This window comes from Mesorhizobium sp. M0960 (genome assembly GCF_040319055.1).
Classification (GTDB): Bacteria; Pseudomonadota; Alphaproteobacteria; order Rhizobiales; family Rhizobiaceae; genus Mesorhizobium.
Genome location: NZ_JAMYNN010000025.1, coordinates 1 through 19798, shown reverse-complemented (window position 1 = coordinate 19798; position 19798 = coordinate 1). Strand labels below are relative to the sequence as shown.

At 62.9% G+C, this 19798-nt stretch carries 18 protein-coding genes; 11 read left to right on the top strand and 7 right to left on the bottom strand.

The window, feature by feature from the left end:
- The first annotated feature begins 81 nt into the window (after positions 1-81).
- Both aceA and NKH63_RS28410 read left to right on the top strand, forming a co-directional pair.
- Positions 82-1371 (top strand): isocitrate lyase, encoded by a 1290-nt coding sequence (aceA, locus tag NKH63_RS28415; RefSeq protein ID WP_352919762.1) that lies wholly within the window; start codon positions 82-84, stop codon positions 1369-1371.
- A gap of 61 nt (positions 1372-1432) precedes the next feature.
- Entirely contained in the window at positions 1433-1675 is a 243-nt protein-coding gene (locus NKH63_RS28410; protein WP_023719402.1) for an SMc00767 family acetate metabolism repressor, read from the top strand.
- 64 nt (positions 1676-1739) lie between these two features.
- On the opposite strand, the gene NKH63_RS28405 is transcribed toward NKH63_RS28410, so the two are convergent.
- On the bottom strand, positions 1740-2201 hold the full coding sequence (locus tag NKH63_RS28405; RefSeq protein ID WP_023719403.1) for a RidA family protein: 462 nt from the start codon (positions 2199-2201) through the stop codon (positions 1740-1742).
- Between the two features lie 431 nt (positions 2202-2632).
- Between NKH63_RS28405 and NKH63_RS28400 the strand changes: the two genes are divergently transcribed.
- Positions 2633-3022: an ANTAR domain-containing protein gene (locus NKH63_RS28400; protein WP_156948085.1), complete on the top strand. Its 390-nt coding sequence runs from the start codon at positions 2633-2635 to the stop codon at positions 3020-3022.
- A 32-nt stretch (positions 3023-3054) separates the two neighbouring features.
- Here NKH63_RS28400 and NKH63_RS28395 read toward each other — a convergent pair whose 3' ends face one another.
- Positions 3055-3771, bottom strand: coding sequence for an HAD family hydrolase (locus tag NKH63_RS28395; protein WP_352493833.1), 717 nt, complete (start codon positions 3769-3771; stop codon positions 3055-3057).
- Positions 3772-3939: 168 nt separating this feature from the next.
- Here NKH63_RS28395 and NKH63_RS28390 point away from each other — a divergent pair, with 168 nt between their 5' ends.
- The 4 genes from NKH63_RS28390 (at position 3940) to NKH63_RS28375 (ending at position 8237) form a co-directional block, all read left to right on the top strand.
- Positions 3940-5373 (top strand): glutamine synthetase family protein, encoded by a 1434-nt coding sequence (locus NKH63_RS28390; RefSeq protein WP_023719406.1) that lies wholly within the window; start codon positions 3940-3942, stop codon positions 5371-5373.
- Between the two features lie 59 nt (positions 5374-5432).
- On the top strand, positions 5433-5801 hold the full coding sequence (locus NKH63_RS28385; RefSeq protein ID WP_023719407.1) for a four helix bundle protein: 369 nt from the start codon (positions 5433-5435) through the stop codon (positions 5799-5801).
- Between the two features lie 89 nt (positions 5802-5890).
- The gene (locus tag NKH63_RS28380) at positions 5891-7177 is read left to right on the top strand and encodes an NAD(P)/FAD-dependent oxidoreductase (RefSeq protein ID WP_352493830.1); all 1287 of its coding nucleotides are present in this window, start codon (positions 5891-5893) and stop codon (positions 7175-7177) included.
- Between the two features lie 259 nt (positions 7178-7436).
- Entirely contained in the window at positions 7437-8237 is an 801-nt protein-coding gene (locus NKH63_RS28375) for an SH3 domain-containing protein (protein ID WP_352919759.1), read from the top strand.
- A gap of 67 nt (positions 8238-8304) precedes the next feature.
- Here NKH63_RS28375 and NKH63_RS28370 read toward each other — a convergent pair whose 3' ends face one another.
- Positions 8305-9051, bottom strand: a complete 747-nt coding sequence (locus NKH63_RS28370) for an SDR family oxidoreductase (protein WP_023719410.1) — start codon at positions 9049-9051, stop codon at positions 8305-8307.
- Positions 9052-9325: 274 nt separating this feature from the next.
- On the opposite strand from NKH63_RS28370, the gene zwf reads away from it, so the two are divergent.
- From zwf to edd, 3 genes are all read left to right on the top strand, one after another.
- The gene (gene zwf / locus NKH63_RS28365; protein ID WP_352919758.1) at positions 9326-10795 is read left to right on the top strand and encodes a glucose-6-phosphate dehydrogenase; all 1470 of its coding nucleotides are present in this window, start codon (positions 9326-9328) and stop codon (positions 10793-10795) included.
- Positions 10777-11490 carry a 6-phosphogluconolactonase gene (gene pgl / locus NKH63_RS28360; RefSeq protein ID WP_352482394.1) on the top strand — a complete coding sequence of 238 codons (714 nt, stop codon included), beginning with the start codon at positions 10777-10779 and terminating at the stop codon, positions 11488-11490. The genes zwf and pgl overlap by 19 nt, the downstream gene beginning before the upstream one ends.
- A 73-nt stretch (positions 11491-11563) precedes the next feature.
- Positions 11564-13387, top strand: coding sequence for a phosphogluconate dehydratase (edd, locus tag NKH63_RS28355; RefSeq protein ID WP_352482395.1), 1824 nt, complete (start codon positions 11564-11566; stop codon positions 13385-13387).
- 48 nt (positions 13388-13435) lie between these two features.
- Here edd and NKH63_RS28350 read toward each other — a convergent pair whose 3' ends face one another.
- The 4 genes from NKH63_RS28350 to NKH63_RS28335 form a co-directional block, all read right to left on the bottom strand.
- Positions 13436-15103 carry a vWA domain-containing protein gene (locus tag NKH63_RS28350; RefSeq protein WP_352919755.1) on the bottom strand — a complete coding sequence of 556 codons (1668 nt, stop codon included), beginning with the start codon at positions 15101-15103 and terminating at the stop codon, positions 13436-13438.
- A 111-nt stretch (positions 15104-15214) separates the two neighbouring features.
- A complete protein-coding gene (locus tag NKH63_RS28345) occupies positions 15215-16213 on the bottom strand; it encodes a GlxA family transcriptional regulator (protein ID WP_023719415.1) in 999 nt (332 codons plus the stop codon).
- Between the two features lie 16 nt (positions 16214-16229).
- Positions 16230-17129, bottom strand: a complete 900-nt coding sequence (gene folD, locus NKH63_RS28340; protein ID WP_352919753.1) for a bifunctional methylenetetrahydrofolate dehydrogenase/methenyltetrahydrofolate cyclohydrolase FolD — start codon at positions 17127-17129, stop codon at positions 16230-16232.
- Between the two features lie 209 nt (positions 17130-17338).
- Entirely contained in the window at positions 17339-17989 is a 651-nt protein-coding gene (locus NKH63_RS28335; protein ID WP_352919750.1) for a hypothetical protein, read from the bottom strand.
- Between the two features lie 674 nt (positions 17990-18663).
- On the opposite strand from NKH63_RS28335, the gene proC reads away from it, so the two are divergent.
- Positions 18664-19479: a pyrroline-5-carboxylate reductase gene (gene proC, locus NKH63_RS28330; protein WP_352919747.1), complete on the top strand. Its 816-nt coding sequence runs from the start codon at positions 18664-18666 to the stop codon at positions 19477-19479.
- The last annotated feature ends 319 nt before the right edge of the window (positions 19480-19798 follow it).

Here is a 19798-nt window from a genome sequence, read left to right as displayed (position 1 = left end):
AATGATGTCACGCACACGGCGCACATATTCCTTCTGTACGGCGTTTCCGAAACCGGCATTAAAGCCAGCCTGGAGTGACCAATGACCGATTTTTACAACCTTGTCCCGTCGGCGCCCCAAGGGCGCTTCGATGGCATCGAACGGCCGTATTCGCCAGAGGACGTGAGACGGCTGCGCGGCTCGGTGCAGATTCGGCAGAGCCTCGCCGAAATGGGGGCAAACCGGCTGTGGCAGCTCATCCATGAAGAGGATTTCGTCAACGCGCTCGGTGCCATGTCGGGCAACCAGGCAATGCAGCAGGTGCGGGCCGGGCTGAAAGCGATCTATCTGTCGGGATGGCAGGTCGCCGCCGATGCCAACACCGCTTCCGCCATGTACCCGGACCAGTCGCTTTATCCCGCAAATGCGGCGCCCGAACTGGTCAAGCGCATAAACCGCACCTTGCAGCGCGCCGACCAGATCGAGACTTCCGAAGGCAAGGGGCTGTCGGTCGACACCTGGTTCGCGCCGATCGTCGCCGATGCCGAAGCCGGCTTCGGCGGGCCGCTCAACGCCTTCGAGATCATGAAGGCATTCATCGAGGCGGGTGCGGCCGGCGTCCATTACGAGGACCAGCTGGCTTCGGAGAAGAAATGCGGCCACCTCGGCGGCAAGGTGCTGATCCCGACCGCTGCACACATCCGCAACCTCAACGCTGCGCGGCTTGCCGCCGACGTCATGGGCACGCCGACGCTGGTCGTGGCCCGCACCGATGCGGAAGCGGCACAGCTCTTGACCTCCGACATCGATGAGCGCGACCAGCCCTTCGTCGATTATGGCGCCGGCCGCACCGCGGAGGGCTTCTATCGTGTCAGCAATGGCATCGAGCCCTGCATCGCCCGCGCCGTCGCCTACGCGCCCTATGCGGACCTGATCTGGTGCGAGACTTCCAAGCCCGATCTGGCGCAGGCCAGGACGTTTGCCGAGGGTGTGCGCAAGCACCATCCCGGCAAGCTGCTTGCCTATAATTGCTCGCCGTCTTTCAACTGGAAGAAGAATCTCGACGACGCGACGATTGCGAAGTTCCAGAAGGAACTCGGCGCCATGGGTTACAAGTTCCAGTTCATTACGCTGGCCGGTTTCCACCAGCTCAACTTCGGCATGTTCGAGCTCGCCCGCGGCTACAAGGAGCGGCAGATGGCGGCCTATTCGGAACTGCAGCAGGCGGAATTCGCCGCGGAAGCCAATGGCTACACCGCCACCAAGCACCAACGCGAGGTCGGCACCGGCTATTTCGACACTGTCTCGATGGCGATCACCGGTGGCCAGTCTTCGACCACGGCCATGCATGGATCGACCGAGCACGCCCAATTCAGGCCGGCAGCGGAATAGCGGAATAGCAGACAAACAGAGGGAACGCCCAAACGGGCATGACAACACAAGGAGAAGACCAATGGCATCGATAAGCCGCGTCAAGGAACGGGCCGAAGAGCAAGCCACCAGCATGAATGTCGACCAGCAGGCGACCATTCGCATGTTGGCGAACGATCTGCACAGGCTCAATCAGTCGGTGATGAAGGCGGTCGAGGCCGGCGTCTCGGTCGAACTGGTGCGCTCGGCACGTCACCATGGCGGCGATGGCAACTGGGGCGATCTGCTGATCCCGGTCATCGTCACACAGCGGAGCCACGACTAATGAATTCTACCGCACCGCGCCTTTTTGAACGCATGCTATCGCACCTCGCAGGCTGCGGCTCTGCCTAGTCCGGCAGAGCTGCTAATGCAACGATTTCAATGACAAGATCAGACTGAGCAAGCGCTGCAACTCCAATAACTTCCGAGGGCGGCGGGTTGTTGTAGCTGCAGTGCTTCGGGCAGTGCACCGCAAAGAATTCGTCCAAGACGTCCAAGCGGAAATTGGGGGAGCTCAGAACGCCGCCATCGGGAAATGGCCCCTTAACAAAGAAGGTCAGCCGGATGAGATGCTCGAGCGCGCTGCCAAGCTCCTCCAGATCTGATTTGATGTTGGTGAGAACTGCGCGCCACTGTGCTGCCGCGTCGCCAATGGCGCCGCCGCCGCTTTTGCCGATCGGATCGTAGTCCTCGGCCGTCGCGGTATTTCCGGAAAGGTAGACAAACCCCTTTGCGCCGGTAACGACCGTACCCTTTCCCCATGGCATCAACCGGCCGTTTTTAAATTTCTTATGAGTCACGAGTTCCATTGTCATCTCCCGTCGCTCAAAGAGACGTGCTTAGCCAACGAGGAAGGATAGTCCAGCGAGGCGATGCGACAAGCTCGCGACAGACTTGCCTCGCCTTCATCCAACCTGCTTCAATCCGGCTACGGCTGCGAGTTGATGCGTTCGCGCTGCACAGCCAAACTTCGCTGAAGCCTGCCCAGTTGTAATGGCGACTTCTCCTTTCGAGCGGCGGCAAAGAAAAGCACTTAATTTTAATTTTAATGTTTCTTGCGATATTCTCCTGATATGCCATTTCAGCTTGACATGAGCAGCGATCTCACGCCAATTACCTCTCAAGTTTCAACCCTGCATTGAAACACTGAACAACGGCCTGCCCCGCCATGTGCCCAGCGAATCGCGAAATCGAGACTGCAAAGCAGGCGGCGTTCGTTAGCCGGGGCGTGGAGACGCGGATGCTCCCAGATTTCTCGCGGGTGCTGGTGGTCGGAAAATCACCGATCAACCGGGTCGTGGTTTCAAAGATCGTTGAGCGGTCCGGCCTCAAACCGATCTCGGAAACTCCCGAAACCGCGGCAAAGGCCTTGCACGCGCTGATTCCCGGCACTGTCGTTCTCGACGGCGGAGCGGAGAACGGTGACTGCGACGCCTTGCTGTCGGGCATCGATGCGCTGCGAAGGGCGTCAGGCAAATCGCTTCCGTTGGTGATCCTGCTCTCAGTCAAGACCGGCACTCCGGAGACCCTGGGCCTGTCGAGCGTCATCGATGCGGTGGTCGTCAAGCCGATCACCACCGAACGGCTGCAGCCGGTGATCGACCGGCTGGTCGGGCTCGGCCGCAACTGACCTCTACCGCGACGCGTCGACTGCAGACCTGATCAATCAATCTCGCCGATACGCTCGATCAGGCCCGGCAGTTCACCGAGATTGGCTATCTGGCGAAAGCGCGGTGCTGAGACCGGCGGCTCGACATGCTCCAGCACCCAGGTCAGTTCATGCGGCACGTGGATGCCCCAACTGCCGGCTTCGATTGCCGGCACCACGTCCGATTTGAGCGAGTTGCCGACCATCATGCCCTTTTCCGGGCCATCGCCGTAGCGGCTGAAGATCCGGCTATAGGTGGCAGCGCTCTTGTCGCTGACGATTTCGACCGCATGGAACAGCTCGCCCAGTCCGGATTGCGCGAGCTTGCGTTCCTGGTCGAAGAGGTCGCCCTTGGTGATCAGCACCAGGCGGTAGGCGCCGGCCAGCTTTTCCACGGTCTCGCGCGCATAGGGAAGCGGCTCGATCGGATGGCTGAGCATCTCGCGGCCCGCGGCGAGAATTTCGGCAATGGTTGAGGCAGGCACGTGGCCTTCGGTGACCTCGATCGCCGTCTCGATCATTGACAGCGTAAATCCCTTGATGCCGAAGCCGTAGACCGCGAGGTTGCGCTTCTCGACCTCCAGCAATCTTGCCGAAATCCAGTCCTCCTCGGCGTGGTCGGCGAGCAGCGCGGCAAAGCGCTTCTCGGTCATGCGGAAGAACTGTTCGTTCTGCCACAGCGTGTCGTCGGCGTCGAAGCCGATCGTCGTCAGTTTGCGGCTGTGTTGCATTCGGCGTCTTCAATTGCGGCGTTGCGGGACGCCGACCCTAGACCAGGATGTTTTTATCCGGAAGTCGTTGTGTTCCCCCGGTAATCGAGGCGCACGCCAGCCGGCTCCCCTTCCCTTTGGTCGCCGGCAACGGCTATACTCCACAATCTGCAACAAATCTGGTGATTGATGCCGCCTGCAAAAAAGGAAGTCCGTCCGTCGAGCCGCGGAGGACGCGCCCGCACGCCTGCCTTCGTGAAAAACCAACGTGGCGTCAAGAACTGGAAGGAAGTCAGCGCCTGGCTGGAATGGCGCGGCATCGAAGACATCGAATGCATCACGCCCGACCAGGCCGGGGTTGCGCGCGGCAAAATGATGCCGTCGAAGAAGTTCACCTCCAACACCTCGCTTGCCCTGCCTTCGGCGGTGTTCATGACGACGATCTCGGGTGGTTATCCGGAGGACGGCAACGGCTTCCACTATCCGGAGGACGATGGCGACCTCAAGCTGATGCCTGACCTCTCGACGCTGACGGTGGTGCCGTGGGAGGAGGACCCGACGGCGGCGGTCATCTGCGACCTCGTCCACCAGGACGGCCGCTCGGTCGAGTTCACACCGCGCAACGTTCTGAAGCGCGTGCTTGCCGCCTATGACAGACGCGGGCTGAGACCTGTGGTGGCGCCCGAGATCGAGTTCTACCTGGTGCGCAAGAACCCCGATCCGGACTACCCGCTGACCCCGCCAGTCGGGCGCTCCGGACGGCCGATCGGCGGCGGCGCCGGCTATTCGATCGCCGGGGTCAACGAATTCGACGAACTGATCGACGACATCTATCATTTCTCCGAAAGCCAGGGCCTGGAGATCGACACGCTGATCCACGAAGAGGGCGCCGGCCAACTCGAAATCAATCTGCGTCACGGCGATCCGATCGAGCTCGCCGACCAGGTGTTCATGTTCAAGCGAACCATCCGCGAGGCGGCGCTGAAGCACGAGATCTATGCCACGTTCATGGCCAAGCCGATCCAGGGGCAGCCCGGTTCGGCCATGCATATCCATCAGTCAATCATCGACAAGAAGACCGGCAAGAACGTCTTTTCCGCGGAGGACGGCTCGGAGACCGAGGCCTTCTTCCACTTCATCGGCGGCATGCAGAAACATGTGCCGAACGCGCTGGTGATGTTTGCGCCCTACGTCAATTCCTACCGGCGGCTGACGCAGGCGGCCTCGGCGCCGGTCAACAACAAATGGGGCTACGACAACCGCACCACGGCCTTTCGCGTGCCACGCTCCGACCCGGCAGCGCGGCGCGTCGAAAACCGCATTCCTTCCTCCGACGCCAATCCCTATCTGGCGCTGGCCGCATCGCTCGCCTGCGGGCTGATCGGCATGACCAATAAGATCAAGGCCGATCCGCCGGTACTGACGACCGCCAATGAGGATGAGATCGACCTGCCGCGCGGCCTGCTCGAAGCCGTCGACCTGTTCGAGGCCGACGAGGAACTCTGCGCCCTACTCGGCAAATCCTTCGCAGCGACTTATGCGGCGATCAAGCGGGCGGAATTCGAGACCTTCATGGAAGTGATCAGCCCATGGGAGCGGGAGTATTTGCTGCTGAATGTGTAGTAGGAGAGTAGGGCAATATGGCAGTAGGGCAGTTAGGGCAGTAGGGCAGTAGGGCAAGGATGACGGACAAGATCGCATCGTACAGGGATCTGATCGTCTGGCAGCAAGCCATGGACCTAACGGTTGCAATCTCCCAAGTCACAAGGACCTGGCCGAAGGACGAGCTCTACGGGCTGACGGGTCAGGTGCGTCGGGCAGCAACGTCTGTGCCAGCCAACATCGCCGAGGGTTACGGCCGAGAAAGCCGAGCTTCCTACCAGCAGTTTCTCAGGATCGCCCAGGGATCACTCAAGGAACTGGAGACACACCTTCTAATCGCGCAACGGGTTGGAATTACCTCTCGCGAGGCAGTCGAATCATTGATGCCTCACAGCGAGAGCGTAGGAAAGCTCTTGCGGCTTCTCATCCGCAAGCTGTCGGCTGAATAGACACCTACTGCCCTACTGCCCTACTGCCCTACTGCCCTACTGCCCTACTGCCCTACTGCCCTACTCCCCTACTCCCCTAGCCGAGCATCATGACTTACCAATCCCCAATCTCCCCCGGCCGCTCCTGGTACGAGGACACGGCCGGACCAAGGCCCGAATATCCGGCGCTCGACGGCGACCGGACATGCGACGTGGTGATCGTCGGCGGCGGCTTTACCGGCCTGTCGGCTGCGGCTCATCTCGCCAAGTCAGGCGCGGATGTCGTGCTTATCGAAACGCATCGTTTCGGTGACGGCGCATCGGGCCGCAATGGCGGCCAGCTCGGCACCGGACAGCGGGCCTGGGCAGAGGAGCTGGAAGCGGAATACGGCTTTTCCTGCGCCAAGGCGCTGTTCGACCTGGCCGAAGAGGCCAAGGCGCATCTCCTCGACTTCGCCGCGGTGCACCAGATCGAGATCGACTATATGCCCGGCCAAATGTCGGTGGCGCACAAAAAGCGCTATGTCGACGACTACAAGGCGCATGCCGAGATCATGGCAAGCCGGTTCGGCTATCCGCACATCTCATTCATGGATGCCGCGGAGACAGCCGAGCGGCTCGGCTCGACGCATTATTTCGGCGGCACCCGCGACACGGGCACCGGCCACATCCATCCGCTGAAGCTGGTGATCGGCACCGCAAAAGTCGCGGCACAGGCCGGCGCAAAGCTTTTCGAGCAGACACCGTCGACCGGCATCACCTCCGGCGGCGGCAAAGTGAGGGTGACGACGCCGAAGGGCACGATCATCGCCGGGAAGTGCTTGATCGGGGTCAACGCCTATGGCGGCACGCTCGAGCCGGTGAGTGCTTCGCATATCATGCCGATCGGCTCATTCATCGGCGCAACGGTACCGCTGGGCGCCGATTCCAAAGTGTTGCCGGGTGGCGAGGCGGTCGACGATTCGCGCTTCGTCGTGCGCTATTTCCGCAAATCGAAGGATGGGCGGCTGCTGTTTGGCGGGCGCGAGATCTACGCAGTCAACGATCCCAAGGACATTCACATCCACATCCGCCGGCAGATCGCCGAGATCTATCCGGCACTGAAGGACATTGAGATCACCCATGGCTGGGGCGGCTATGTCGGCATCACCGTACCGAGAAAGCCGTTCGTGCGCGAAGTCATGCCCAATGTGATCTCGGTCGGTGGTTATTCCGGCCACGGCGTCATGCTGTCCAATTTTTTCGGCAAGCTTTATGCCGAGACGGTCGCCGGCAACCGCGACCGGCTGAAGCTGATCGAGGATCTGAAGATTCCGCCTTTCCCCGGCGGCCGGCGTTTCCGCGCGCCACTGCTCTTTCTTGCGCTCAACTGGTACGCGTTGCGGGACAGGATTTAACCAGGCGTTGCAGAATCCTTAACCAGGGCGCAGAATCCCCGCCAAGGGCGCAGTGATGCCACAATCGCGGGCGAAAGATGATGCTCGTGGGCAGCTGAACGGGGAATTTTTGCGGGCCTGCCCGCTTTTGGTTTGGGAACGATGCCGATCGAAATGCCGGCTCTCCGGCATCGGTCGTGAGAACATCGGCCCGCAAATGGAGGTGGCAAGTGTGAGAGAGCCCTTCAGTTTCGGTGCGCCGGAACGACGGCGCCTTGCGATGCAATTCGGTTACGATATGCGGCCGACGTTCTGGCACGGGGTCCGGTCGAACGCGCATCTCGTGATCGCTGCGCTTGGCACGGCAGCACTGCTCGGCGTTGCCGCAGTGGCGCTGTGGCTGGCCTTGCCGGCCAATGAACGACAGGCGGCGGCGAGCCCTGAGCAGACCGTTCCGACCATTCCGGTCAAGACGACGAAGATCATGCCTTCCAAGGTCGCTGCGGCGCCGCGGACGACGGGCAAGGCCGACGCGGTTTCCCCGGCGGTGGCCGCGGCGGAAGCCGACATACCGGCGCTGGCTCCCAACAATCCCCGCTGGACGGGACCAAAGACGGCATCGGCCGCCGCCACAGCAGCATCCGACCAACTGGCAAGCCAGACCGATCAGGCGGCCGATAAATCGTCTGCTTCGGTGGCATTCGCCGATCCGGCAGCGAAACCCGACGCTGCGGCATTGTTTGCCAAGGTGGCGGCTCCCGGCAGCTCGACGAAAAACACAGGGCCCGACGGTGCGCAGACCGCTGCCATCCCCACACCCAAGCCGCAACTGCCGACGCAGTCCGCGAGCGAAGACGACAACAGCACCAAGGCAAAATCCGGAAAAACCAATACTGCCGGTACCGGACGCATCCTGAGATCCGTCACCATGCGCACCGGCCCAAAGAAGAATGCGGCCGCCATTCTCACCGTGCCGGCCAAGACCTCGGTGCAAGTGATGAGTTGCAAGCAGTGGTGCCAGATCGTCTACAACGGCAAGCGCGGCTGGGTCTACAAGAGCTACGTCAAAACCGGGGCGTAGGACAGACAGAGCGATCGCGGCTCGGATCGCTCGCCATCAGCCGCCTGTCGCCGGATGGCCTAGGGGTTCAAATGCAACGGCCGCCGTCGACTTCCAGCGCCACGCCGGTGATGAAAGCTGCTTCATCCGATGCGAGCCAAAGCGCGGCATTGGCCACGTCAAGCGGCGTCGAAAGCCGGCCGAGCGGGATCGATGCGCGGAACTTCTCGCGGATCTCGGGTGTGTCGGCGCCCATGAATTTCTCAAGCATGCCGGTCTCGCCGGCGACCGGGCACAGGCAGTTGACACGGATGTTCTTTGGCGCGAGTTCCACCGCCATCGATTTGGTCGCGGTGATCGCCCAGCCCTTCGATGCGTTGTACCAGGTGAGACCAGGCCGCGGCCTGATACCGGCCGTGGAAGCCGTCGTCAGGATGACGCCGCCGCCTTGCCGCTCCATGGCCGGCACCACAGCAAGTGCTGCGTTGTAGATTGCCTTCATGTTGACTGACGTGATCAGGTCGAAGGTCGCTTCGTCGACTTCCAGCATGTCACCGTTGCGATGGGTGTAACCGGCATTGTTGACCATGATGTCGATGCGACCGAAGGCGCTCATTGCAGCATGGACCATGTCGTCGAATTCGGACCGCAGCGAGACGTCGGTCTGGGTCCAGATCGCCTTTTCGCCGATCTCGCCGGCGACGCGCTCTGCGTCCTTGGCGTTCAGATCGGCGACAACGACCCGCGCGCCCTCCTCGGCAAAGCGCCTGGCCATGCCCTCGCCAAAACCCGAGGCAGCGCCGGTGATGATGGCGACCTTGTTTTGGAGGCGCATGCCTTTCTCACTCATCGTTGAAGACGATCGACGACGCGTTTGGCCATGGCCATCGAAAGATGTGTGTCCATTGCCGATTTCTCCTTTGGCTTTCGCCTTGATCCCGCTCTATGCTGCACCTGCGAACGCTCCCGGAAGCATCGCTTGCCGACAAGCCTCCGGCCAGAGCCGGTGTCAAGAGCACACGCGGATGTGACGCAATGACACTGGCAAGTTTAAATCGATTAGATTATATCAGCCGCGTTATCGCGACCGGCGTCAGAGCGGACAGACCATGACCAGCCAGATCATCCCCGTCGACCCTTTCGACTTTATCATTTTCGGCGGCACCGGCGATCTGTCGGAACGCAAGCTTCTGCCGTCACTGTACCACCGGCAGCGCGACCACCAGTTTTCCGAGCCGACGCGCATAATCGGCACATCACGTTCGAAGATGACCGATGAGGAATTCCAGTCTTTCGCCAGGCAGGCGATTGCCGATCATGTGAAGCCGGAAGATATCGACGCCACGGAACTGAAAACGTTCCTCGCACGGCTCTCCTATGTCCCGGCCGACGCAACCACAGGTGCCGGCTTCGACAGGCTGAAGAAGGCGATCGGCGACAGCGAACACATCCGCGCTTTCTATCTGGCGGTGGCGCCGGCGCTATTCGGCGACATCTCGCACAAGCTGAAGGAGCACGGGCTGATCACGCCGAATTCGCGGATCGTGCTGGAAAAGCCGATCGGCCGCGATCTCGCTTCGGCGCGCGCGCTCAACGACCTGGTCGGCGACAACTTCCATGAAAGCCAGATTTTCCGCATCGACCACTATCTCGGCAAGGAGACGGTGCAGAATTTGATGGCGCTGCGCTTCGCCAACGCGCTCTACGAGCCGTTGTGGAATTCCGCCAATGTCGATCATGTGCAGATCACCGTGGCCGAGACGGTCGGCCTGGAAGACCGCGTCACCTATTACGACAAGGCTGGCGCGTTGCGCGACATGGTACAGAACCACATGCTGCAGCTGCTCTGCCTCGTCGCCATGGAGGCGCCGTCGTCGATGGACGCCGATGCCGTCCGTGACGAAAAACTGAAAGTGCTGCGGGCGCTGAAACGCATCAACGGCAACGAAGCGCCCAAGCACACGGTGCGTGGGCAATACCGTGCCGGCGCCTCGGCCGGCGGGCCGGTGAAGGGCTATGTCGAGGAACTCGGCAAGAACAGCAACACCGAGACCTTCGTTGCGCTCAAGGCCGAGATCGGCAACTGGCGCTGGGCCAGCGTGCCGTTCTACCTCCGCACCGGCAAGCGGCTGGCGACCCGCGTTTCGGAGATCGTTATCGAATTCAAGCCAATCCCGCATTCGATCTTCGGCGAGAGCGCCGGGCCGGTCTCCGCCAACCAACTGGTCATCAGGCTGCAGCCCGACGAAGGCGTCAAGCAGTTCATCATGATCAAGGATCCGGGCCCGGGCGGCATGCGGCTGCGCCAGATCCCGCTCGACATGAGTTTTGCGCAATCCTTCGACGGCCGCGCGCCCGATGCCTATGAGCGGCTGATCATGGACGTCATCCGTGGCAACCAGACGCTGTTCATGCGCCGCGACGAGGTCGAGGCTGCGTGGAAATGGATCGACCCGATCCAGGACGCCTGGGAAAGCGGAAGGCAAGAGGCGCAAGGCTACACCGCAGGCACATGGGGCCCCTCGGCCTCGATTGCGCTGATCGAACGCGATGGGCGGACATGGCACGAGAGCAATTAGGCGGCGCCTACAACTGGCACGAATTTGCCGGACGCCAGGAGTTGGCGACAGCGCTTGCCGGCCACGTCGCCGGCCGCCTGTCAAAGGCGATCGCCGAGCGCGGCACGGCACTGCTTGCAGTCTCGGGCGGCACGACGCCGGCGAAATTCTTCGCGGCGCTTTCGACCGTTCCTATCGCCTGGGAAAAGGTGACGATAACATTGGTCGACGAGCGCTTCGTGCCGCCCTCGTCGCCGCGCTCCAATGCCGGTCTGGTTGCCGCCAACCTGCTGCAGAACGCGGCCGCCGCCGCGAATTTCGTGCCGCTCTACCACGCTGCGGCAACTATCGCGGGCGCAGCGGTCTCCGACAGTGAGGCGCTGCAAGTGCTGCCCTGGCCCCTCGATGTTGTTGTGCTCGGCATGGGAACTGATGGCCACACCGCCTCGTTCTTTCCGGATGCCGACAACCTGGCAAGATTGCTCGATCCGTCGTCGCAAAGGATCGTGCTTCCGGTTCACGCGGCAAGCGCCGGCGAGCCGCGGCTGACGCTGTCACTGGCGCGGATCATCAATGCCGGCTTCATCGCGCTGCATATCGAGGGCGCGGAAAAACGCACCGCATTCGAGGCCGCGCTTGGAGTTGGAACACGAAAGCCCATTCGCGCCGTGCTCGATGCAACTCAAAAGCCCGTAGAGGTTTTCTGGGCACCCTGATCTCAACTTGGCTGCAGGTCCCGGCAACAGCCGGAAGGTGTTTGCGGGACCTCGCCTGAAAGGACCGACCGCCATGACCGCAAGACGCGACATCGAAGCCATCACCCAGCGCATCCGTGAGCGCTCCAGGCCCGGTCGCGAGGCTTATCTCGGCCGCATCGCCGAAGCCTCGAACCGCACCGCCAACCGGGCCGTGCTGTCCTGCGGCAACCTGGCCCATGGCTTTGCCGTGTGCAGTCCTTCCGAAAAGGTGGCGCTTGGCGGCGACCGGGTGCCGAACCTCGGCATTATCACCTCCTATAACGACATGCTGTCGGCGCATCAGCCTTTCGAGACGTTTCCGGCACTGATCAAGGACGCGGCCCGCGAGGCCGGCGGCATCGCCCAGGTGGCCGGCGGCGTGCCCGCGATGTGCGACGGCGTAACCCAGGGCCAGCCCGGAATGGAGCTGTCGCTGTTCTCGCGCGACGTGATCGCCATGGCCGCGGCGATCGGCCTGTCGCACAACATGTTCGACGCCGCCGTCTATCTCGGCGTCTGCGACAAGATCGTGCCGGGGCTGGTGATCGCGGCGCTGACCTTCGGTCATCTGCCGGCAGTCTTCATCCCGGCCGGGCCGATGACGACCGGCATTCCGAACGACGAAAAGGCCAAGATCCGCCAGCTCTATGCCGAGGGCAAGGCGGGGCGGGCCGAACTGCTCGAAGCCGAATCCAAATCCTATCACGGGCCGGGAACCTGCACTTTCTACGGCACCGCCAATTCCAACCAGATGCTGATGGAGATCATGGGCCTGCACACGCCTGGCGCCTCGTTCGTCAATCCGGGCACGCCGCTGCGCGACGCGCTGACCAGGGAAGCGACCAAGCGGGCGCTGGCGATCACAGCGCTCGGCAACGCCTACACGCCAGCCGGGCGGATGATCGATGAGCGCTCGATCGTCAACGGTATCGTCGGCCTGCACGCCACCGGCGGTTCGACCAATCACACCATCCATTTGATCGCCATGGCGGCGGCGGCGGGCATCGCCATTACCTGGCAGGATATTTCCGACATCTCGGAAGCCGTGCCGCTGCTGGCGCGGGTCTATCCGAACGGCCTTGCCGACGTGAACCACTTCCACGCCGCCGGCGGGCTCGGCTTCCTGATCCGCGAACTGCTCGACGCAGGCATTTTACATGAGGATGTGCAGACGGTGTGGGGCGAAGGGCTGCGCCCCTACGCGGTCGAGGCCAAGCTCGGCGCCGATGGCGGCGTGGTGCGCGAGGCCTCGCCGCGCCAGAGCGGCGACGAGAAGGTGCTGGCGCCGTTCAAGAAGGCGTTCCAGCCGAGCGGCGGGCTGAAAGTGCTTTCAGGCAATCTCGGCCACGCCGTCATCAAGACATCGGCGGTCAAGCCGGAGCGGCGCATCATCGAGGCACCGGCCAAGGTGTTCGACAGCCAGCAAGGGCTGAACGAGGCGTTCAAGGCGGGGTCGCTGACCGGCGACTTCATCGCCGTCATTCGGTTCCAGGGCCCGAAGGCCAACGGCATGCCGGAATTGCACCGGCTGACCACCGTGCTCGGCATCCTGCAGGACCGCGGCCAGCATGTGGCGCTGGTTACCGACGGGCGCATGTCGGGTGCCTCCGGCAAGGTGCCGGCGGCGATCCACGTGACGCCGGAAGCGGCGGAGGACGGGCCGATCGCCAGGATTCATGACGGCGATATTATCAGGCTCGACGCCGAGGCCGGAACGCTCGAGGTGCTGGTGCCGGCCGGCGATTTCGCACTGCGCCGGCCCGCGGACAGCGACCTCATAGGCAATGAATTCGGCTTCGGCCGGGAGCTCTTCGCCGGGTTCCGGCAGATGGTGGGCCGCGCCGACCATGGCGCGAGCGCCTTCGGCGTGGCGTGACTTTTTCGGCCATGAGGAAGAGCGGCTGGTGGCCGCTCTCCCTTGGACCTATTGAACCGTCAGCTCGGCTCGCGCGCCGGCCCTGACCGTTACAGCGCCTTCCTTCGAGCTGCTGTCCGACTTCTCCGAAACCACCGCGTAGTCGCCAACCGACAAGGTGGCCTGATACTTCTGGTCATAGGCGTAGCCGACCGACTTGCGGGTTCCATCGATGTTCTTCTTGGCCTCGAATATCTCGATCTTCGAGGCCCCTGGCGCGGTGATCGCCAGCACGCCGGCGTTCATGGCGATCTTCAGATCCTGATGTTCGCCAATTTTGACACTGAACGGCTGCTCGGCCACCGCGAGATCGACGGTCGCGACCATTACATAATCGTCGGGCGGCAGATCGAACTTGCTGTCGGGGCCGTAGGCATAGGTCACCTCCTGCCTGGTCCCGCCGATGTCCTTTTTCGCCTGGAACACCTTGAAGCCGACGCCAGAACCCTCGGCCTTGTCGCCACCGGCAGCATAGTAGGCGTTGGCGACGACATGCCCGACGCCGACGATGATATCCTTGTCGATGACCCTGCCGGCGGCAAGCGGGACCGTCTCGGTAACCACGCCCTGGCCGATCGTGACGGTCACCTTCTCGTCGCCGGCCGGCAGCACGACTTTCGTGTCGCCATAGTAGGTCGGCAGGGTGTCGACGCCTGGATAGGCGATCACGACCGCCGCGCCGCCGTCAACGTCCGCCCCTTCGCTTGGCCGCGGGTGGATAACCAGCGTGCCGGCATTCAACGTGAAGAGCGGCTTGGCGACCTGGCCAGGCTCGATCTTGATCTTCTGTTCGGCCTTGGCCTCGCCGGCGCGCGCGACGACGATATAGTCGCCTGCCTCCAGATTGCCCTTGTAGGCGCCGTATTCGGTGGCGACGGGATCGCCGCGCGTGCCGTCGGAATTCGCCTTATAGATCTCCCAGGCATTGCCGTCGGTGACGGGATCGCCACCTTCGGCAAGCACGACGGTGGGCACGAAATTGGACTCCGCCGGCTGGGCAGGCGCCGGCTGGGGAGCAGGCTGCGGGGCGGCAGCCGGTTCAGGAGCGGATGGCGGCGGCGCAACGGTCTCGACGAGGGCGTCCTGCAATGCCTTTTCATCCGATGCTTCGATATATTTGCCGCCGGTGTTATCGGCCAGGCAGGCGACCTGCTTGCCTTCGGCAGCCGTCAGGCCAAAGCCGACGACATCGACGGTGAAGTCGATGCCGGCAGCCTCAAGCTCCTTGCCGAGCGCACAGGGATCGCCGCTGCATGTCTCGATGCCATCGGTGATGAGAACGACCGTCGCCTTGTCCTCGGTGTATTTCAATGCTTCCGCCGCTTGCTTGACAGCGGCGGTCAGCGGCGTCTTGCCCTGAAATTTCAAGCTGTCGGCCGCGGCTGAGATCGCACTTGCCGAGCCTGCCTGCGGCGGCACGATGAGTTCGATGTCGTCGCAACTGGCCTTCTCGCGATGGCCATAAGCCATGAGGCCGATTTCCTCATCGGCCGGGACCGATTGCAGCACGTTCCGCAGCGATTGACGGGCGATTTCGAGCTTGGGCTTGCCGTCGATCTGCGCCCACATCGAGCCGGAGGCATCGAGAATGACGATGACGCGATCGGCGGCGAAACCGAACCCCGTCGTCCAGAGCAACAGGGCCGCCGCAGCGACGCTCCGCACAAATCCCGCCATCAAAATCTCCCCCGTCAGTCGCCGCCGCTCGGCGCCGGAACGCTATTTGACGCCGCGTCGCGACACAAGCCCGGACGGAGTACGAAGCTGCGTCGCCTCTCTGCCAAACCCTCAATAGGTCGTGCGGCGTTCCTCGGAAGGCGGCCGGCCGAATTGCAGCCGGTAGCTCTGGGCAAAATAGGAATGCGAGGTGAAGCCGGTGGCGATTGCCACGTCGAGGATCGGCATGTTGGTCTGGCGCAGCAATTCGCGCGCCCGCTCGAGCCTGAGCCGCATGTAATAGCGCCCGGGCGTCACACTGAGATGGCGCAGGAACAGGCGCTCGACCTGGCGCACCGACAGGCCCGCCGACTTGGCGAGCTGCACCGCCGACAGCGGCTCGTCGAGATGGTCGGCCATCAGCTCGACGATGCGGCGCAGCTTCTCCGACTTGCCGGTCAGGTCGCGTTCCGGGCCGACGCGCTGGCGGTCCCCGGCCGAGCGGATGCGCTCATGCTGGAACTGGTTGGCGACGCCATTGGCGAGACTCGAGCCGAAATCGCCGCGCACGATTTCCAGCATCAGGTCGATCGAGGTGGTGCCGCCGGCGCAGGTGTAGCGCTTGCGGTCGATCTCGAAGACGTTGCCGGTGCAGTTGATGTCCGGAAAGCGTTCGAGGAACCCGGCGCGGTTTTCCCAATGGATAGTGCAGCGATAGCCATCGAGCTGGCCTGCCTCGGCAAGCAGATAGGAGCCGACCGAAAGCGCGCCGAGCGCATTGCCGCGCCGACCCCAGCTGCGCAGCGCAGCCAGCACCTTGCTCTTGCCGGGAAATTCCGTCGTCAGCCCGACCGAGACGAAAAGGATATCGACCGGCGGCAGATCGACAACGGCGTAGTCGATCTTGAGCGGCAGGCCGTTGGAAGCCATGACGGCATCGCCGTCGGCCGACACCGTCGTCCAGCCATAGAAATCGCGGCCGAGCAGCCGGTTCGCCGACCGGAACGTGTCGATTGCCGCGGCCAGCGAGAACATGGAGAACTTGTCGACCAGCAGAAACCCGAACTGCCGGCCGCCCTGAACGGGATCATTGGTGACCGGCCGTTCTAAGGGAACAGTGAGGTTCGGCAAGGACGCTGCTCTCTGGTCAGAAGGAAGGCCGTTTCAACCCGGCTGCGAGGTAGGCGGAAGCTAGCGTGTTGGCCATCAGCATGGCAATGGTCATCGGCCCGACGCCGCCAGGCACCGGCGTGATGGCGCCGGCCGCCTTCGCTGCTTCGGCAAACTCGACATCGCCGACGAGGCGGGCCTTGCCTTCACTCTTTTCAGGTGCGGCGATGCGGTTAATGCCGACGTCGATGACGGTGGCGCCAGGCTTGACCCAGTCGCCGCGGACCATTTCAGGCCGGCCGACGGCTGCGACCAGAATATCGGCGGTGCGGGCAAGCGCCGGCAGGTCCCTGGTGCGGCTGTGTGCGATGGTGACCGTGCAGTTGGCGGCAAGCAGTAGATTCGCCATCGGTTTGCCGACGATGTTCGAGCGCCCGACGACGACCGCATTGAGGCCGGACAGATCCTTGCCGCGCACCCGTTCGATCAGCAGCATCGAGCCGGCCGGCGTGCAAGGCACGAAGGCGGTCTCGAGCTCGCCGGTGCCGAGCTTGCCGACATTGATGAAGTGGAAGCCGTCGACATCCTTCTCCGGCGCGATGGTCTGGATGACTTTGCCGGCATCGATATGGCCGGGAAGCGGAAGCTGCACCAGGATGCCGTTGATGGCCGGATCGGCGTTGAGCTGGCCGATGATCTTCAACAGGTCCGGCTCGGAGGTCTCGGCCGGCAGCGTGTGCTGAACCGAATGGAAGCCGCATTCCTTGGCGGTACGGGATTTGGAGGCGACATAGACCTGGCTCGCCGGATCCTCGCCGACGATGACCACCGCGAGGCCGGGCTGCCGTCCGCCCTTTTCCGTCAGTTCGGCGACCAGAGCCTTGACCCGCCGCACCACGTCTTCGGCGACGCTTTTTCCGTCAATCAACTCAGCCATGAACCACCCTCGACGCCGATCGCCTAAGCCTGCCGCGTTAAAGCATCCCCGCGGCGTGCTCCAGATACCTTTTATGCATGTCGTTGCCCAGAACCATGCGCAGCCGGGCGGACATGCAGCGCGGCATTTTCACGAAAATCGAGCGGGGCAATCCCGTCAATGCGCCGTCCCATGCCGTTAACTCGAAACCGGCATGTTTTATTCGACGCTTAGAAATAGCGGCGCGTGCGGTTTTCGGTGAGCTCGCGAACCGCTTCGCGGAATTCACGCAGGCTGGCACGGATTTCCTCGATCTGGCTTTGCTGATCGGCGGCTTCCGAAACCTGATTTGCCGCCTTCGACCAGGCCTGAGTATAGGCCGAATGCTGCGGCGTGGGTTGCTGCGGATAAGGTGGCTGTCCGGCATAGAGCGGCTGTAGATCGAAGGCAGGCGGCATCGCTGCGCCGGAATTTGTCGCGGCGGAAGTCTCGCCGGACGCCATCTCCTCCGGCGCTCTGCCGGGCATGAGCCTGCGCAGCGCTGACAACACGGTACCGATCGGACCCCGGCGCGCTGCCCGGTACGCTTTGTCCTCAGCGGGACCGGCATCGCGGCCGCCAACGGAGCCAGCGGGGTCGAACAATACATCGGCAGCTGCAGGCTCTTCCGTCAGTATGGTGGCGGCCTCCGGCCCATCAGGATGGAGCTGGCTTGTGCCGGCGGCTGCCAACAGGATCGGACTGGCACGCGCCTCGCGGCGCGACCGGGCGAGACGATGCCGTGTGGCGGCATCCTCGCGCCATGACGCGCCTGCACGGTCCTCTAGCGAAACCAGCGATGCTTCGTCCTCGTCGCGCACTGCCTCGACGAGCGACAGCAAGGACAGCTCGTTCCTCCGGTGTTGACGATTATCCCTGTAAGCCATGGTTCCTGGAGCTTTCCCCTAGGGCTGGGACGTAGCGACCGCCCACTGGTTAAGCGATGCTAAACAGGCATAGGAAATAAAAGGTTAATTTGGTCGGCTGAGAGACCTCGTTTCCCGCCTTAAGACAATGCCATCGAGTTCGTCGCCCGCGATTGGTCGATCACTCGAAAAATGGCGGGATGTCGGTTAGGGTTGGAGGCAGACGTTCCATTGTTCATGAAGTCGCCATCTTGAACACCGTCAGAATTCGGGGGAGGCTATCCGTATGATAATCCTTGCTTTGATACGCCCATGGCGCTTTTCTTCAGGGGCCGTGGCGGCTTGCAAGATGGCTATGGGAGTCGGCGTCGTTGCCGTGGCAGTTGTGCTTGGTTGGGGAGGATTTCTTGTCGGCTTTGGTGCGCTGTTGGAGAATCCAGGCTATCGCTCCCACCTCGTCTGCAATCCCTGTTTTTAGTCTGGGATGGGCCGAACCTGGCCGTCCAGAGTGATCGGGTCAGGACTGACCGAGCCCGATCAGGCGGCGAAAGCGGCGACATAACCCGGCCCCTGATCAAGGTCCGAGAGGGGCTTCCCCGTCCGCCCATGAACGTCTATGGCAAAGCCAACCTTTCGAATGGAGAGCTTCGATGACGATCAGGCTTGTTCTCGCCGGTTGCGGCAATATGGGCTACGCCATGCTCTCGGGCTGGCTGAAAGCCGGCAAGCTCGCTCCGGCTGCGGTGTTCGTGGTCGAGCCCAATGCCGAGTTGCGCAAGCGTGCCGAAGCACTGGGCTGCGCTGCTGCCGCGGATGCCGGCTTCATCCCGGCGGACGCCGTGCCGGCCCTCGTCGTCCTTGCGGTCAAGCCACAGGTGATCCGCGACGTGACGGCTGGCTACATCCGCTTCAACGATGGCCGAACCACTTTCCTCAGCATCGCCGCCGGGACGCCGGTCGCCACGTTCGAAGGCATTCTCAGCGACCGCGCGCCGATCGTGCGCTGCATGCCCAACACGCCGGCGGCTATCGGCAAGGGCATGATGGTGGTGTTTTCCAACAGGCTGGTTTCCGAGGACACCAAACGCCTTGTCGCCGACCTGCTTTCGGCAAGCGGGCAAGTGGCCGGTATCGATGACGAGGGCCTGATGGATGCGGTGACGGCAGTCTCCGGATCCGGTCCAGCCTATATCTTCCATTTCATCGAAGCGCTGACCGTGGCCGCCGAGAAGGCTGGCCTGCCGACCAGGACTGCCAAGCTCTTGGCCATGCAGACGGTCTACGGCGCCGCATCGCTGGCCGCCGAAAGCGGCGAGGAGCCCGGCGTGCTCAGGCAGCAGGTGACCAGCCCCAACGGCACCACGGCTGCGGCCCTTGCAGTACTGATGGGCGAGGACCGGCTGACACGCCTGCTCACCGAGGCGGTGGAAGCGGCGCGGCTGCGGTCGGTAGAGCTGGGGAAGTAACAGCTGTCGAGGCGTGGGTCGGCCGTGCGTTTCAGGGGCAATAGCAAACGCTCTGTAGCGATCCTTCGCGCCCCCCTCTGTCCTGCCGGACATCTCCCCCACAAGGGGGGAGATTGGCAGTTTGGGCGCTCCGCTCACGAACTGCGATGTTGGAGATTGGCGAAAGCCGGCGTGACGTCCGATCTCCCCCCATGTGGGGGAGATGTCCGGCAGGACAGAGAGGGGCGCTGTCCCGCCGACGTCAAAGTTTCTGCACCGCACCTAACCCGCCCCATACAGCATCTCGTCCTGCAGCCGGCGCAAGGCGAATAGCCTGGTC

What these genes read in the sequence shown, in the direction of transcription:
- aceA (WP_352919762.1), top strand. Translation starts at nt 82, where the DNA reads ATGACCGATTTTTACAACCTTGTCCCGTCGGCGCCCCAAGGGCGCTTC.
- zwf (WP_352919758.1), top strand. Translation starts at nt 9,326, where the DNA reads ATGACCAGCCAGATCATCCCCGTCGACCCTTTCGACTTTATCATTTTC.
- NKH63_RS28350 (WP_352919755.1), bottom strand. Translation starts at nt 15,103, where the DNA reads ATGGCGGGATTTGTGCGGAGCGTCGCTGCGGCGGCCCTGTTGCTCTGG.
- edd (WP_352482395.1), top strand. Translation starts at nt 11,564, where the DNA reads ATGACCGCAAGACGCGACATCGAAGCCATCACCCAGCGCATCCGTGAG.
- NKH63_RS28385 (WP_023719407.1), top strand. Translation starts at nt 5,433, where the DNA reads ATGACGGACAAGATCGCATCGTACAGGGATCTGATCGTCTGGCAGCAA.
- NKH63_RS28375 (WP_352919759.1), top strand. Translation starts at nt 7,437, where the DNA reads ATGCAATTCGGTTACGATATGCGGCCGACGTTCTGGCACGGGGTCCGG.
- NKH63_RS28370 (WP_023719410.1), bottom strand. Translation starts at nt 9,051, where the DNA reads ATGCGCCTCCAAAACAAGGTCGCCATCATCACCGGCGCTGCCTCGGGT.
- NKH63_RS28410 (WP_023719402.1), top strand. Translation starts at nt 1,433, where the DNA reads ATGGCATCGATAAGCCGCGTCAAGGAACGGGCCGAAGAGCAAGCCACC.
- folD (WP_352919753.1), bottom strand. Translation starts at nt 17,129, where the DNA reads ATGGCTGAGTTGATTGACGGAAAAAGCGTCGCCGAAGACGTGGTGCGG.
- NKH63_RS28390 (WP_023719406.1), top strand. Translation starts at nt 3,940, where the DNA reads ATGCCGCCTGCAAAAAAGGAAGTCCGTCCGTCGAGCCGCGGAGGACGC.
- proC (WP_352919747.1), top strand. Translation starts at nt 18,664, where the DNA reads ATGACGATCAGGCTTGTTCTCGCCGGTTGCGGCAATATGGGCTACGCC.
- NKH63_RS28395 (WP_352493833.1), bottom strand. Translation starts at nt 3,771, where the DNA reads ATGCAACACAGCCGCAAACTGACGACGATCGGCTTCGACGCCGACGAC.
- pgl (WP_352482394.1), top strand. Translation starts at nt 10,777, where the DNA reads ATGGCACGAGAGCAATTAGGCGGCGCCTACAACTGGCACGAATTTGCC.
- NKH63_RS28400 (WP_156948085.1), top strand. Translation starts at nt 2,633, where the DNA reads ATGCTCCCAGATTTCTCGCGGGTGCTGGTGGTCGGAAAATCACCGATC.
- NKH63_RS28405 (WP_023719403.1), bottom strand. Translation starts at nt 2,201, where the DNA reads ATGGAACTCGTGACTCATAAGAAATTTAAAAACGGCCGGTTGATGCCA.
- NKH63_RS28380 (WP_352493830.1), top strand. Translation starts at nt 5,891, where the DNA reads ATGACTTACCAATCCCCAATCTCCCCCGGCCGCTCCTGGTACGAGGAC.